We start from the raw sequence: 14,679 nt of genomic DNA, 5'->3' as shown, positions 1-14,679 counted from the left end.
AAATGACCGTTTTGCATGAGTAGTAAAAAATGAGTAGTAGAAAAGAGAGGTACATGGGATGAGCGAATGGATTAGTGTAGCAGAAATATTTGGAGAAAACGTCTTCAATGATGCTGTTATGCAGGAAAGACTTCCGAAGAAGACTTACAAAGAGCTGAAAAAGACGATCGAAGAAGGTAAAGAGCTTCAGGCTGCAACAGCAGACGTTATTGCACATGAGATGAAAGAGTGGGCGATTGAAAAGGGTGCCACTCATTATTCGCACTGGTTCCAGCCTCTTACAGGAGCAACAGCTGAAAAACATGATTCGTTTATTTCAGCACCGAAGTCAGATGGAAAAATCCTGATGGAGTTTTCGGGAAAAGAGCTGATCAAAGGAGAACCGGATGCATCTTCTTTCCCGTCAGGAGGACTTCGTTCCACATTTGAAGCAAGAGGTTATACAGCGTGGGATTGTACATCCCCTGCATTTGTTAAAAAGAGTCCGGATGGGAAAAGATCGATTTTGTATATACCGACAGCATTTTGTTCCTATACCGGAGAAGCACTGGATCAGAAGACACCGCTTCTTCGTTCTATGGAAGCAATCAACAAACAATCCATCCGTCTTCTTCGTCTTTTTGGAAACACAACTTCCAAAAAGGTTACACCATCTGTCGGAGTTGAGCAGGAATATTTCCTGGTAGACAGAGATAAATATCTTAAGAGAAAGGATCTTGTATTTACAGGACGTACTTTATTCGGGGCAAATCCTCCGAAGGGACAGGAACTGGATGATCATTATTTTGGTGCGATCCGTGAGAGAATCGCAACATTTATGACTGATGTCAATGAAGAACTCTGGAAGATGGGGGTATCTGCAAAGACACAGCACAACGAAGTAGCACCTGGACAGCATGAGCTTGCACCAATCTATGCACAGTGCAACGTAGCAGTTGACCACAACCAGCTGATCATGGAGACGCTGAAGAAAGTGGCATATCGCCATAATCTCCAATGTCTGTTGCATGAAAAGCCGTTTGAAGGTGTAAATGGTTCCGGAAAGCATAACAACTGGTCACTGGTTACAGATGATGGAATCAACATTCTGGATCCAGGAAAGACACCTCATGATAATATTCAGTTCCTTCTGGTTCTGACATGTATTCTCCGTGCAGTAGATCTGCATGCAGATCTGCTCCGTGAATCTGCTTCTGACGTAGGAAATGATCACAGACTTGGAGCAAATGAAGCACCGCCGGCAATTATTTCCGCATACCTCGGAGAACAGCTTGAAGACGTGCTTGCACAGCTTATTGATACCGGAGAAGCTGCACACAGCTTAAAAGGCGGCAAATTACATACCGGTGTAAGTACGCTCCCGGATTTTGCAAAGGATGCAACTGACAGAAACCGTACTTCACCATTCGCATTTACAGGAAATAAATTTGAGTTCCGTATGGTAGGATCCAGAGACTCGGTAGCAGCACCGAACGTAGTATTAAATACAATCGTGGCAGAGTCCTTCTCTGATGCCTGCGATGTACTCGAAAAAGCAGAAGATTTTGATCTTGCAGTCCATGATCTGATCAAGGAATATGCATCCAAACATCAGAGAATCGTATTCAATGGCAACGGATATTCTGATGAGTGGGTGAAGGAAGCCGAAAGAAGAGGACTTCCGAATATTAAGACCATGGTAGAGTCTGTTGAATGTCTGACATATGACAATACGGTTGAAATGTTTGAAAAATTCGATGTATTCAGCCGTGCAGAACTGGAATCCCGTGCAGAGATCAAATATGAGGCATACTCAAAGGCAATCAACATTGAAGCACGTTCCATGATCGATATCGCAAGCAAGCATATTATCCCGGCTGTGATCCAATATGTAACTTCGCTGGCTAATTCGATCAACCAGGTAAAACAGGCAAGCGCTGTAGCATATACAGGTGTACAGGAAGAGCTTCTTGTACAGTCGGCTGATCTTTTGAAAGACACAAAAGAAGCACTCAGAGCACTGGAAACTGTTGTGGCAGAAGTACCGGAGACAGAAGGAAAAGAACAGGCATTCTTCTTCATGCAGAAAGTTGTACCGGCAATGGAAGCTTTAAGAAAACCAGTGGATGAACTGGAAATGATCGTCAATAAGAATATGTGGCCGATGCCTTCTTACGGAGATCTGCTGTTCGAGGTCTAAGAAGTGACTGGTATAAATGTCGAAAAAGAAGTTGAAAACTTATGAAGTTTTGTGAAAATATACACAAATTAAAAAATTGGTCTTGAAATTTGAAAGAAAAAAGAGTATCGTAAATATATCTTAAATAACAGAGATCACAATGAACGAGGAAGTTCCACAAAGTGGAGTTTCCTCGTTTTTTTGTGTATACGATGAGCCAAGTGCAGATTTGTGCTTGCACAAGGATCTGCATTTGGTGAATGTACATCATCGAGCTGTTAAGCGAGATGATGTACAAAGTATAAGAATCGAGTAGGAGTCAGCCTACTCGATCGTTAGAGAAAGGAAGGTAATTATGAGTAGTGAATGGTTAAGCGTGGCAGAAATTTTTGGCGAAGATGTTTTTAACGATGCAGTAATGCAGGAGAGACTTCCGAAAAAAGTATACAAAAAATTAAAACAGACAATTGAAGAAGGAAAAGAGCTGGATCTTGAGACAGCAGATGTAATTGCACATGAGATGAAAGAATGGGCAATCGAAAAAGGTGCAACCCATTACACACACTGGTTCCAGCCACTGACAGGAGTTACTGCTGAAAAGCATGATTCCTTCATCTCAGCTCCGCTTCCAAGCGGAAAGGTTCTGATGAGCTTTTCCGGAAAAGAACTGATCAAAGGGGAGCCGGATGCTTCTTCTTTCCCGTCAGGCGGACTTCGTGCTACATTTGAAGCAAGAGGATATACAGCATGGGATTGTACATCACCGGCATTTGTAAGAAAAGATGCAGCCGGAGCGATCCTTTGCATCCCGACAGCATTCTGCTCTTACACAGGTGAGGCACTGGATGAAAAAACACCGCTTCTCAGATCTATGGAAGCAATCAACAAAGAATCCATCAGACTGCTTCGTCTGTTCGGAAATACAACATCAAAGAAAGTAACACCTTCTGTAGGACCGGAGCAGGAATACTTCCTTGTTGATGCAAAGAAATTCTTACAGAGAAAAGACCTTATTTACACAGGACGTACACTTTTCGGAGCAATGCCGCCGAAAGGACAGGAGCTTGACGATCACTACTTTGGAACGATCCGTCAGAGGGTTGCCTCCTATATGAAAGATGTCAACGAAGAATTATGGAAACTCGGCGTTGCAGCAAAGACACAGCACAACGAAGTGGCACCTGCACAGCACGAACTTGCACCGATCTATGCAGAGGCCAATATTGCAGTGGATCACAACCAGATCATCATGAAGACACTGAAAAAGGTAGCATGCGAGCATGGACTGAAATGTCTGCTTCACGAGAAACCGTTTGCAGGAGTCAACGGATCTGGTAAGCATAACAACTGGTCTATCACAACAGATGACGGAATCAATATGCTGGATCCGGGAAAGACACCTCATGAAAATGTACAGTTCCTTCTGGTACTGGCATGTATCCTGAAAGCAGTTGATGTACACGCAGATCTGCTTCGTGAATCGGCTGCCGATCCGGGAAATGACCACAGACTTGGAGCAAACGAAGCACCGCCGGCAATCATCTCTATCTTCCTTGGAGAACAGCTTCAGGACGTTGTAGAACAGCTTCTCAGTACAGGTGAGGCAACACACAGCCTGAATGGTGGAAAGCTGCAAACAGGTGTAACAACCCTTCCGGATCTTACAAAGGATGCAACCGACAGAAACAGAACTTCACCATTTGCATTTACCGGAAATAAATTTGAATTCCGTATGGTAGGTTCCCGCGATTCCATTGCAGGATCAAACGTAGTACTGAATACAATCGTAGCAGAGGCATTTGCAGAGGCATGCGATGTCCTGGAAAAAGCAGATGATTTTGATACAGCTGTACACAGCCTGATCAAAGAATATCTGACAGATCATCAGAGAATTATCTTCAACGGCAACGGATATTCTGACGAATGGGTAGCTGAAGCAGAAAAGAGAGGACTTCCGAATATCAAGTCCATGGTAGAAGCAATCCCGGCACTGACAACTGACAAAGCGGTAGAACTGTTCGGAAAATTTGGTGTATTTACCAAGGCAGAGCTGGAATCCCGTGCAGAGATCAAATACGAGAACTATGCAAAGGCAATCAATATCGAAGCAAAGGCCATGATCGATATTGCTGCAAAACAGATCATTCCTGCAGTTGTAAAATATACAAAAGAGCTTGCAGATACGGTTCTTGCAGTAAAAGAAGCCGGAGCAGATGCATCTGTACAGGCTGAAATGCTTGCTGACATCTCAGGACTTCTGACAGAAACAAAGGCTGCCCTTAAGAAACTGGAAGCAGTCACAGAAGAAGCAGCAGGAAAAGAAGAAGGAAAAGTACAGTCTGAATTCTATCACTTCAGCGTGGTTCCGGCTATGGAAGGCCTCCGTACACCGGTAGATGAACTGGAAATGATCGTGGATAAAGAAGTATGGCCAATGCCTTCTTACGGAGATCTTTTATTTGAAGTTTAGAAAATACATATAAAATTCTTATAGAAATTTAAGGACCTTAGACTTGGAAAGAAGCAGAAATTATGCTACTCTAAGTCTGAGGTTCTTTTCTATATCCGGAAATTTATTTCCGGATATAGAAAGCCTCCGGCGGGATGTGCACTGTGATACAGGGAAGATATTTCGGGTAATGGACCAAGGCACATTTTTGTATCAGAATGATGTTTGGGTCAAAAATCCTCTTGCAAGCAAGTTTGCATTGGATTTCTGACCTTTTGACCCTGGTATCATCAGAATATAATTATAAACAATGAAATAATGAGAATAGAGGAGAAAGAAAGATGACGAAAGCAGAGTTCCTTGAAAAACTGAGAATTGAACTTTCTTCCGGTGTGACACCACAGGTGCTGCAGGAGAATCTGAACTACTACGGTCAGTATATTGATGATGAGATCCGAAAAGGAAGAACGGAGAGTGAGGTACTGGCGGAACTTGGAGATCCGTGGATTCTTGCGAAGACGATCGTGGATACGCAGAGAGAAGAAAGTGTAGAAGATGTGATCTATGATTCGGATGGAAGGAACTACAGAGGCAACAGCAGCACAGAAGAAAGCAGCAATATCCATGTGTGGAGCCTGGACAGCTGGTGGAAGAAACTTCTGCTGATTCTTGTGGTTGTGGCTGTGATCGTTGTGATCTTTGCGGTGATAAGTGGGATTGTAAGCCTGATCGCACCGGTACTGATTCCTCTTCTGGTGATCATACTGCTGGTCAGAATGCTGAGAAGGCGATGGTAATTAAAAAAGCCGGATGTATAAGATTCTTCTGCAATGAAAAGAAGCTTATGCCTCCGGCTTTTTGATTATATGTTCTATATGGCAGGTTCAAGTACTTAAAAAGGATCTGCCTGTTATATAACGTTAAACGCTCGATAGGGGAGCTATCGAGCGTTTGAGGGGAGTATAAATAATTAATAAGGGGTTGTAGAAAATAAATCTCTACACGACAAAGTATAATATAAACCGATTTAAAAATCAAGATAAAAATAAAAATGTATAAAAATACGAAAAGGATAGATACTATGTTTGTACAAAAAAATGTCAGGAGGAATTATCAATGGCAAAAAATTATAATGCTTCAGAAAACAGTACAAACAAAAATTCATATGGATCCAATAAGAATGCGTATGCTGAAAATGCTTCCGGCAAGAATCAGTCAAATAAAAATTCAGGCAATAAAAATGCATCCGGTAAAAATACGACTAACCGGAATGCAAAGAATGCATATGAATCAGACCGTAATGCATATGACAGCTCAAAGTCCTGCCATAACGAAAGTGATAAGTATTAAAAAGTGCAAAGCAGTTAAGAATGGAAAAGCAGCGGTTTGGATTCCGCTGCTTTTCTATTTTTGGTGTAGCAATCTGGTTCCTTAAAAAAATTTGTGGTACAAGCGCACTACTTGACAAAAGGCAACCGAAAAACGTAATATAGTTTATAACAGATTGCAGAGTAGAGAAAGGAAAAAGAATGGAAAAGATGGAGCTGATAGCACCCTGCCATTTCGGAATGGAAGCTGTTCTGAAGCGGGAAGTGCTGGATTTAGGATATGAGATATCAACAGTAGAAGACGGAAGAGTATGCTTCTGGGGAGATGCACAGGCGATTTGTGATGCGAACGTGTTCCTCCGGACAGCAGAGAGAATCCTTCTTAAGGTTGGTTCGTTTAAAGCAGAGACGTTTGATGAATTATTTGAGAAAACAAGAGTACTTCCGTGGGAGAATTATATTCCAAAGAACGGAAAGTTCTGGGTGACGAAGGCTGCATCTGTAAAGAGTAAGCTGTTCAGCCCGTCAGATATTCAGTCGATCATGAAAAAAGCCATGGTAGAAAGGCTGAGACGGATCTACGGGATAGAATGGTTCCAGGAGGATGGACCGGCTTACCCGATCCGTGTATTTCTGATGAAAGATATCGTGACGATCGGGATTGATACCTCCGGCGTATCTTTACATAAGAGAGGTTATCGTCAGATGACTGTAAAGGCACCGATCACAGAGACACTGGCATCCGCACTGATCATGCTGACACCGTGGCACAAGGACCGGATCCTGGTAGACCCTTTCTGCGGAAGTGGAACATTTCCAATCGAAGCGGCTTTGATGGCAGCTAATATTGCACCGGGGATGAACCGTTCCTTTACAGCAGAAGAATGGGTGAACCTGATTCCGAAAAAGGCATGGTATGATGCAATGGATGAGGCAAATGATGTGATCGACCGGAAGGTACAGGTTGATATTCAGGGATATGACCTGAATCCGGAGGCAGTAAAAGCAGCAAGACAGAATGCCAAAGATGCAGGCGTTGACCATCTGATCCATTTTCAGGAAAGAGCGGTAAAGGATTTAAGCCACCCGAAGAAGTATGGCTTTATCATTACCAATCCGCCGTATGGCGAGCGACTGGAGGATAAAAAGGATCTGCCGCAGTTATACCGAGAATTCGGTGAGAGTTTTAAAAAGCTGGATAGCTGGTCTGCATATATGATCACCAGTTACGAGGATGCAGAGCGTTATTTCGGAAGAAAAGCAGATAAGAACCGGAAGATATATAATGGTATGCTGAAGACCTATTTCTATCAGTTCTTAGGTCCGAAACCACCGAAACGCCCAAGAGAACCAAGACAGTAAGAGAAAGAAGAATTTACAGATGAAAATAATTTTTGCAACGGGTAATAAGAATAAAATGATCGAGATCCGTCAAATCCTGAAGGATCTGGGGATGGAGATCCTTTCAATGAAGGAAGCCGGGGTTGACATTGATATCGTAGAGGATGGAAAGTCCTTTGAGGAAAATGCGATGATCAAAGCCTCAGCGATCGCAGAGCTGCCGGAAGTGAGGGCGATGGATGCGATTGTGCTGGCAGATGATTCCGGACTGGAAATCGATTATCTGAATAAAGAACCGGGAATCTATTCTGCACGCTATGCAGGAACCGATACTTCGTATGATATCAAGAACAGCCTCCTGCTCTCAAGAATGAAAGGCGTACCGGATAAGCAGCGTACAGCAAGGTTTGTCTGTGCGGTGGCAGCAGTATTTCCGAACGGGGACAAAGAGGTTGTCCGTGGAACGATGGAAGGATGTATTGGTTACGAAATCGCCGGAGCAAATGGATTTGGCTACGATCCGATCTTTTTCCTGCCGGAATACGGTTGTACCTCGGCAGAGCTTGCACCGGAAAAGAAGAATGAACTCAGCCACAGAGGAGAAGCGCTTCGGATGATGAGACAGATCATGGAGAAAAAGTTATGAGAGTATTGATTATTAGTGATACACATGGAAGACATACTGCATTTGACCGGGCAATCATGGAAGCTGGAAAGATTGATTATCTGGTGCATCTCGGGGATACAGAGGGCGGAGAAGATTATATTGAGGCATTCTGCGGATGTCCGGCGTATATACTGGCTGGGAATAATGATTTCTTCTCACGCAATCTTCGGGAGATGGAGATTTATTTTGGCAAGAAAAAAGCATTTATGGCACATGGACACCAGTATTCGGTGTCTCTTGGTGTAGAGCGAATCCTGGATGAGGGAAGATCGAGAAATGCAGATATCGTGATGTTTGGTCACACACACAGACCGTATCTGAAAAAGTTTGGTGATATTACAGTGCTGAATCCGGGCAGTCTGTCATTTCCACGGCAGGAAGGCAGAAAAGGCAGTTATATTATTATGGAGATGGATCGGGACGGGAATACGGAGTTTACGATTCATTATCTGGATTAGAGTAGGTGGCACGTATTTCTGCTAAAAAAGGGCAAAAATGCGTGTCTTTTACAAGAAAAAGAAAAATAAAAATTTCTTTAAAAAAATTCTTTAAAAAAATTTAAAAAACATGTTGACTTTTTGAAAACCTTGTAATATAATAACTTTTGTCGTCACGGAGATGACAAACAGATAAACAACGGGGTGTGGCTCAGCTTGGCTAGAGCGCCTGGTTTGGGACCAGGAGGTCGCAGGTTCGAATCCTGTCACCCCGATGTGATCTGCGGGTGTAGTTCAATGGTAGAACACCAGCCTTCCAAGCTGGATACGTGGGTTCGATTCCCATCACCCGCTTACACTGAGAATCCAGTGTTGTGTGTTTGTAGCTCAGTTGGATAGAGCAACGGCCTTCTAAGCCGTGGGTCGGGGGTTCGAATCCCTCCAAGCACGTTTATATGGTGGGTATAGCGCAGTTGGTTAGCGCGCCAGATTGTGGCTCTGGAGGCCCAGGGTTCGAATCCCTGTATCCACCCTTTAATCTATAATATTTGAAAGAAATGGCAAGCAGAAATGCTCGCATTTTTTTTATGATAGACATTGCAAGAATGGATATCATAAAAGTCTCCGGCAGGATATGAGAGCTTTGGCAGATTCGGGATGCTGTAAGTTAAGCGATTGTCGCAGGCGCGGGAATGTGCCATGGCGCATTCTATGTCAAGACATAAAGATAATGGGTCATCGCCAAGCGGTAAGGCACAGGACTTTGACTCCTGCACTCGCTGGTTCGAATCCAGCTGGCCCAGTTACGGGCGTGTAGCTCAGGTGGTAGAGCACTTGACTTTTAATCAAGTTGTCCGGGGTTCGAATCCCCGCACGCTCACTTATTTAGTCCCATGGTTTTCTGTGGGACTAAAAAAATGCGGATGTGGCGGAACTGGCAGACGCGCTAGACTTAGGATCTAGTCTCTACGAGGTGCAGGTTCAAGTCCTGTCATCCGCATTTAGTTAAACATAACAAAACCAGTTATATTATATATAGAAGTAATAGAGGAACCTTTACCAAAAAGGTTTCTTTTTTTGCTTTTTTTATGGATTTTAAGGAAAAAGCGGAAAAAGAAAAAGCAGTATTTAGATATTTCTGTTGAAAATATCCGGATCGAGATCGTCTCTTTTACAGATTCCAACTATATGTTAATATAATCATATGGTAACTGTTCAGAGCCAAGCAAAATTTCATAAAACAGGTGTAAAATGCTTGCATTTTTAAGACTGTTTTTGAAATTTTATTTGGCGGATACGCCACACCGACGAAATGCGTAGCATTTTGGAGGTTGGCTCTGAACAGTTACATCATATGAACATTCTCCTTTCGGAACATTTTCATCCAATGAAAGGAAGAACTTCTAAAAAAACAGATGAAAAAGAAACTGGAGAATAACTAAAGCATGGATAAATGATAAACGGTGAGTACCGCTTTTATTGATTACATTGCGGCAATAAATACATGTAACAGGGAAATTTTAACAAAGTAAGAGGGACGAAAGAATGAAAATATTAAGTGTCACAGCCCAGAAGCCGGACAGTACCGGAAGCGGTATCTATCTGACGGAACTGGTCAGAGGATTTAAAAAAAAGGGAATCACACAGTCAGTGATCGCGGGAGTTACAAAAGTTGATCAGGTATGTCTTCCGGAGGGGGTAAGCTTTTATCCGGTATATTTTGAATCGGAGCAGTTACCGTATCCGATCACGGGAATGTCGGACGAGATGCCGTATCCGAGTACCAGGTATTCAGACCTGACAGAGGAGATGACGGAAACGTTCCGGAACGCATTTGGCGAGGTACTGAAAAAAGCAGTGGAGGAGTTGGATCCGGACGTGATCCTGTGTCACCATCTGTATCTCCTTACAGCGATTGTAAGAGAGCTGTTTCCTGATAAAAAGGTATATGGAGTATCCCATGGATCCGACCTGCGGCAGATCCGCAAGACAGAACAGAACCGGGAATACATTTTACAGAGAATTCCTGCGCTGGATGGGATTTTTGCATTGCATGAGGAGCAGAAAGAGATGATCTGCGGAATTTACGGGGAGCATATCAGAGAGAAGGTACGGGTGATCGGAACCGGCTATAACAGTGATGTTTTCCGGCAGGAGATGGGGGCTTCACAGGGAGAAGAAAAAGAGTTGAGACTAATCTTTGCCGGAAAGATCTCAGAGAAAAAGGGTGTGAAAAGTCTGATCCGTTCGTTGGATTATCTGAAGGATTCCGGTCTTATTATTTCTCTGGAACTGGCAGGAGGTGCCGGAGATGAGGGCGAATATCAGGAAATCCGGGAGCTTGCTGAAAAGTGTCCGTTTGCAGTTGCCTTTGCCGGGAAGATCACACAGCAGGAGTTGGCGAAGAAGATGAATCAGAGTGATGTGTTTGTACTGCCATCTTTTTATGAAGGTCTTCCGCTTGTGATCATTGAGGCTCTGGCATGTGGTACCTATGTGATCTGTACAGATCTTCCGGGGATCAGGAATTGGATCGATCAGAATCTTCCGGATAATGGTGTGGTTTTTGTAGAGCCGCCAAAAAGAGTGAATGAAGATGAACCTGTGGAAGAAGAACTTCCGGTATTTGAAAAGAAACTTGCCGGAGCCATCGAAGGGATCGCAAAATATCCTGGATCAAAGCCGGAGAAGGAGCATCTGGAGCAGATTTCGTGGGACGGACTTTGTGCGCATCTTATGCAGATATTTGAGCAATAGAGTGTTTATCGGAAAACTCTATAATTGAATTTCTGCATGTAAATTATCAATTATTTTTTTGTAAAACAACATGTTAAAATGAAGAAAAGAGAAATGAAAAGGCATTTTAACAGGAGGTTATTAACAGTTGATAATTGATATGCATATGCATGAGATGCGTTATTCGGGGGATAGCTTTTTAAGATTGGAGAACATGGTAGAGATCGCAAAGCGCAGAGGACTTGATGGAATCTGTATTACGGATCATGACAGTATGGGACTGAAGGAATTTGCGGCAGAGTATTCGGAGAAAACAGGATTTCCGATTTTTGTTGGAATTGAATTTTATTCCCTGCAGGGAGACATTGTAGCATTTGGAATTGAGGATTATCCAAAAGAGAGAATCCCGGCACAGGAGTTTGTAGATCTGGTACAGGCACAGGGCGGTATGTGTTTCAGTGCCCATCCATTCCGCAATAATAACAGGGGACTGGAAGAGAACCTGAAGATTGTAAAGGGACTTGATGGAATCGAAGTGCTGAACGGCAGCACACTTTACGAGGCAAATCGAAAGGCGGCAGAATATGCGGCTGAGCTTGGAATTGCAACAGTTGGATCAAGTGATTGTCATGTGCCGGAGAAGCTGGGACTTTATGCAACGTATTTTCCAAGAGAGATCCGTTCGGTGCAGGAACTGATCCGGAGTGTAAAACGATGCGAGACTCTTCCGGTGTATTATAAAGAGGGTGGATATTATCTCTGGGATATGAAAAATCCGATTGATGCGCCGTTTCACATTTACGAGCAGGAACAGATGGTGTGTGCCGGTTAATGTAAAAAATGAGAACAGATATGAAAAAATTAAACGCTTTTTTTATTGAAAGTGTGTTATTTCCATAGTATTATTAAGAGTGGAAATTAAGGGGGCTGGAATGTAATATTTCCAGCTTTCTTATTTAACAGGAAATTCTGTAGGAACTTCCTGCCAAAAACATGAGTAAGTAGCCGTTTTTCAAAGAAAAATGAGCGGATTACGAATGTTTTTGAGGATTGCGAGAGTGCAAAGCACGTAGCAATTTGGTATCAAAGGGGTCAAAATACCTTTTGACCCAAACATCTTTTCAATCACCAATTACAAGGAGGAACTAACATGAAAGACATAGTAATTTCAGATGCAGTAAAATATATCGGAGCAGATGATAAGGATCTGGATCTCTTTGAGAGCCAGTACATCGTTCCAAACGGAGTATCCTACAACTCTTATGTGATCCTGGACGAGAAGATCGCAGTTATGGATACGATTGATACGAGAAAGACAGACGAATGGAAAAAGAATCTGGAGAGGGTGCTGGATGGAAGAACACCGGATTATCTGGTTGTATCTCATCTGGAACCGGATCATGCCGGAAGCATCAAAGAATTTGCAGATAAATATCCGGAAGCCAAGATCGTGGCAAGTGCAAAAGCTATTGCAATGCTTCCACAGTTCTTTGAAATCGCAGATCTGGCAGACCGTGCAGTTGCGGTAAAAGAAGGTGAAGAACTTTCCCTTGGAAGCCATACCCTTCAGTTCTTTATGGCTCCGATGGTTCACTGGCCGGAAGTTATGGTTGAATACGAAAAGTCTGAGAAGATTCTGTTCTCAGCAGATGGATTTGGTAAATTCGGTGCGCTGGATGCAGATGAGGACTGGACTTGTGAAGCAAGAAGATACTACTTCAATATCGTAGGCAAATACGGTGCACAGGTACAGGCGCTTCTGAAAAAAGCAGCGACTCTGGACATTCAGACGATTTGCCCGCTTCATGGACCGATCCTGAAAGAAAATCTGGGATACTATATCGGAAAATACATGACATGGAGCAGCTATGAACCGGAAGATGACGGGGTACTGGTTGCTTATGCATCGATCCATGGCAATACCAAGAAGGCAGCAGAGAAGATGAAAGAGATCCTGGAAGCCAAAGGTGCAAAGAAGGTAGCGATCACTGACCTTTCCAGAGATGACATGGCAGAGGCAATCGAGGATGCATTCCGCTATGGCAAGCTGGTTCTTGCAGCAGCTTCCTATGATGCAAGTGTGTTCCCGTGCATGGAGACTTTCCTGAACAAACTGACCAATAAGAACTACCAGAACCGTAAGATCGCAATTATCGAGAATGGTTCCTGGGCTCCGACAGCAGCACGTGTGATGAAAGGTTATGTAGAAAAGATGAAGAAGATCACTCTCTGCGAAAAGACGGTTACGATCAAATCTACGATGAAAGATGCAGATGTAACTGCAATGGAAGAACTTGCAGATGAACTGCTTGCGTAAGAAACGGAAAGAATGAGATGATAAAGTTAAAAGAGACTACAATGAGGAAAACCTGGGTGGTATGTCTTCTTGCAATGGTCTGCTGTGCGTTATGGGGAAGTGCTTTTCCTTGTATCAAGGTTGGCTACCGGCTGTTTCAGATCGATTCAGCCGATACCGCCACGCAGATTCTGTTTGCAGGATGCCGCTTTACGATTGCAGGCATTATGGTTATTTTGTTTGGATCGATCCTACAGGGACGTTTTCTGAAAGCGGGGAAGGGAGATCTTCCGAGAATCGGAAAAATCTGTCTTTTACAGACGGTGGTCCAGTATTTTTTCTTTTATGTAGGACTTGCACATACGACCGGAGTCAAAGGATCGATCGTTGAGGCATCCAATGTATTCCTTGCAATCCTTGTTTCAAGCCTGATCTTTCATCAGGAGAAACTGGATCAGAAAAAAGTGCTCGGATGTATCGTCGGATTTGCAGGGGTGGTTCTGATCAATCTGAGCGGAAGCAATGTGGATATGAGCTTTAATCTGACCGGAGATGGATTTATTTTTATCTCTGCGATCGCTTATGCATTATCTTCTGTACTGATCAAGAAGTATTCAGCCAAATCTGATCCGGTGATGTTAAGCGGATATCAGTTTACTGCAGGCGGGCTCGTGATGATCCTGATCGGATTCGTGATGGGTGGAAGAATCCATACGGCAAGTATGCCGGCAATGATTCTTCTGATCTATATGGCGCTGATTTCTGCAGTTGCATACACACTGTGGGGAATCCTGTTGAAATACAATCCGGTATCCAAGGTATCGATCTTCGGATTTACGAATCCGATATTTGGGGTGATCCTTTCCGCAATCATTTTGCGTGAGGGAAATGTATTCGGAATGAAAGACCTGATCGCACTGGTGCTGGTTTCTATCGGAATCCTGATTGTCAACTGGGCGAAGCCGGTGGGAGAAAAAGAAAAAGGAATGAACTAAGATGGAACCTGTTTTAAAGGAGGACACCTGCAGCTGATACCGATTTTTGAACAGGAAAAGAAATAACAGGAGGCAGGTTATGGCAAATACAGCGAGCTGTTGTGACACCTGTACATTTTATATTTACGATGATGAATATGAATGTTACACGTGTGACAGAGACCTGGATGAGGATGAGATGATGCGGTTTCTGACGGATAAGCATTATCAGTGCCCTTACTACAGATCTGGAGATGAATACAGAGTCGTCAGAAAACAGATGTAAATTGTAG

12 protein-coding genes and 7 tRNA genes are annotated in these 14,679 nt (G+C 43.3%); all 19 read left to right on the top strand.

The features are described from left to right. Positions 1-58: 58 nt before the first annotated feature. The 19 genes from PGU50_RS09555 to PGU50_RS09465 all read left to right on the top strand — a co-directional run bounded on the left by PGU50_RS09555 (position 59) and on the right by PGU50_RS09465 (position 14,672). Entirely contained in the window at positions 59-2,179 is a 2,121-nt protein-coding gene (locus tag PGU50_RS09555) for a glutamine synthetase III family protein (protein WP_270246812.1), read from the top strand. 334 nt (positions 2,180-2,513) lie between these two features. Beyond that, positions 2,514-4,628, top strand: a complete 2,115-nt coding sequence (locus tag PGU50_RS09550) for a glutamine synthetase III family protein (RefSeq protein WP_044999028.1) — start codon at positions 2,514-2,516, stop codon at positions 4,626-4,628. A gap of 320 nt (positions 4,629-4,948) precedes the next feature. After that, positions 4,949-5,404, top strand: coding sequence for a DUF1700 domain-containing protein (locus PGU50_RS09545; RefSeq protein ID WP_270246811.1), 456 nt, complete (start codon positions 4,949-4,951; stop codon positions 5,402-5,404). A gap of 319 nt (positions 5,405-5,723) precedes the next feature. Next, complete coding sequence (locus tag PGU50_RS09540; protein ID WP_022219969.1) at positions 5,724-5,957, top strand: hypothetical protein; 234 nt, start codon at positions 5,724-5,726, stop codon at positions 5,955-5,957. Between the two features lie 179 nt (positions 5,958-6,136). Further along, the gene (locus PGU50_RS09535; RefSeq protein WP_117823400.1) at positions 6,137-7,297 is read left to right on the top strand and encodes a THUMP domain-containing class I SAM-dependent RNA methyltransferase; all 1,161 of its coding nucleotides are present in this window, start codon (positions 6,137-6,139) and stop codon (positions 7,295-7,297) included. A 19-nt stretch (positions 7,298-7,316) separates the two neighbouring features. After that, complete coding sequence (rdgB, locus tag PGU50_RS09530) at positions 7,317-7,922, top strand: RdgB/HAM1 family non-canonical purine NTP pyrophosphatase (RefSeq protein ID WP_117823402.1); 606 nt, start codon at positions 7,317-7,319, stop codon at positions 7,920-7,922. Further along, positions 7,919-8,401, top strand: coding sequence for a metallophosphoesterase family protein (locus PGU50_RS09525; RefSeq protein WP_117823404.1), 483 nt, complete (start codon positions 7,919-7,921; stop codon positions 8,399-8,401). Before rdgB ends, PGU50_RS09525 begins: the two co-directional genes overlap by 4 nt. A 179-nt stretch (positions 8,402-8,580) precedes the next feature. Continuing rightward, positions 8,581-8,655, top strand: a tRNA-Pro gene (locus PGU50_RS09520). Positions 8,656-8,663: 8 nt separating this feature from the next. Continuing rightward, positions 8,664-8,734: transfer RNA gene (locus PGU50_RS09515), tRNA-Gly, on the top strand. Between the two features lie 22 nt (positions 8,735-8,756). Continuing rightward, a tRNA-Arg gene (locus PGU50_RS09510) sits at positions 8,757-8,830 on the top strand. 8 nt (positions 8,831-8,838) lie between these two features. Then, positions 8,839-8,912, top strand: a tRNA-His gene (locus tag PGU50_RS09505). A gap of 199 nt (positions 8,913-9,111) precedes the next feature. After that, a tRNA-Gln gene (locus tag PGU50_RS09500) sits at positions 9,112-9,183 on the top strand. Between the two features lie 4 nt (positions 9,184-9,187). Then, positions 9,188-9,260, top strand: a tRNA-Lys gene (locus PGU50_RS09495). A gap of 39 nt (positions 9,261-9,299) precedes the next feature. Continuing rightward, a tRNA-Leu gene (locus tag PGU50_RS09490) sits at positions 9,300-9,380 on the top strand. Between the two features lie 545 nt (positions 9,381-9,925). Next, positions 9,926-11,137 carry a glycosyltransferase family 4 protein gene (locus tag PGU50_RS09485; RefSeq protein ID WP_270246808.1) on the top strand — a complete coding sequence of 404 codons (1,212 nt, stop codon included), beginning with the start codon at positions 9,926-9,928 and terminating at the stop codon, positions 11,135-11,137. A gap of 127 nt (positions 11,138-11,264) precedes the next feature. Next, on the top strand, positions 11,265-11,948 hold the full coding sequence (locus PGU50_RS09480) for a PHP domain-containing protein (RefSeq protein WP_117558582.1): 684 nt from the start codon (positions 11,265-11,267) through the stop codon (positions 11,946-11,948). Between the two features lie 318 nt (positions 11,949-12,266). Further along, positions 12,267-13,433, top strand: a complete 1,167-nt coding sequence (locus PGU50_RS09475) for an FprA family A-type flavoprotein (protein WP_270246807.1) — start codon at positions 12,267-12,269, stop codon at positions 13,431-13,433. Between the two features lie 41 nt (positions 13,434-13,474). Then, the gene (locus PGU50_RS09470; RefSeq protein WP_330672484.1) at positions 13,475-14,407 is read left to right on the top strand and encodes a DMT family transporter; all 933 of its coding nucleotides are present in this window, start codon (positions 13,475-13,477) and stop codon (positions 14,405-14,407) included. A 79-nt stretch (positions 14,408-14,486) separates the two neighbouring features. Further along, positions 14,487-14,672 (top strand): DUF6472 family protein, encoded by a 186-nt coding sequence (locus PGU50_RS09465; RefSeq protein WP_117557673.1) that lies wholly within the window; start codon positions 14,487-14,489, stop codon positions 14,670-14,672. Positions 14,673-14,679: the final 7 nt, after the last annotated feature.

The organism is Coprococcus sp. AM11-30B (genome assembly GCF_027674365.1).
GTDB classification, from domain to species: domain Bacteria; phylum Bacillota; class Clostridia; order Lachnospirales; family Lachnospiraceae; genus Allocoprococcus; species Allocoprococcus comes.
This window is presented reverse-complemented; position numbering and strand designations above follow the sequence as displayed.

Coding starts and splice junctions, on each gene's coding strand:
- PGU50_RS09550 (WP_044999028.1), top strand. CDS start 2,514: ATGAGTAGTGAATGGTTAAGCGTGGCAGAAATTTTTGGCGAAGATGTT.
- PGU50_RS09540 (WP_022219969.1), top strand. CDS start 5,724: ATGGCAAAAAATTATAATGCTTCAGAAAACAGTACAAACAAAAATTCA.
- PGU50_RS09545 (WP_270246811.1), top strand. CDS start 4,949: ATGACGAAAGCAGAGTTCCTTGAAAAACTGAGAATTGAACTTTCTTCC.
- PGU50_RS09555 (WP_270246812.1), top strand. CDS start 59: ATGAGCGAATGGATTAGTGTAGCAGAAATATTTGGAGAAAACGTCTTC.
- PGU50_RS09485 (WP_270246808.1), top strand. CDS start 9,926: ATGAAAATATTAAGTGTCACAGCCCAGAAGCCGGACAGTACCGGAAGC.
- PGU50_RS09535 (WP_117823400.1), top strand. CDS start 6,137: ATGGAAAAGATGGAGCTGATAGCACCCTGCCATTTCGGAATGGAAGCT.
- PGU50_RS09465 (WP_117557673.1), top strand. CDS start 14,487: ATGGCAAATACAGCGAGCTGTTGTGACACCTGTACATTTTATATTTAC.
- PGU50_RS09475 (WP_270246807.1), top strand. CDS start 12,267: ATGAAAGACATAGTAATTTCAGATGCAGTAAAATATATCGGAGCAGAT.
- PGU50_RS09525 (WP_117823404.1), top strand. CDS start 7,919: ATGAGAGTATTGATTATTAGTGATACACATGGAAGACATACTGCATTT.
- PGU50_RS09470 (WP_330672484.1), top strand. CDS start 13,475: ATGAGGAAAACCTGGGTGGTATGTCTTCTTGCAATGGTCTGCTGTGCG.
- rdgB (WP_117823402.1), top strand. CDS start 7,317: ATGAAAATAATTTTTGCAACGGGTAATAAGAATAAAATGATCGAGATC.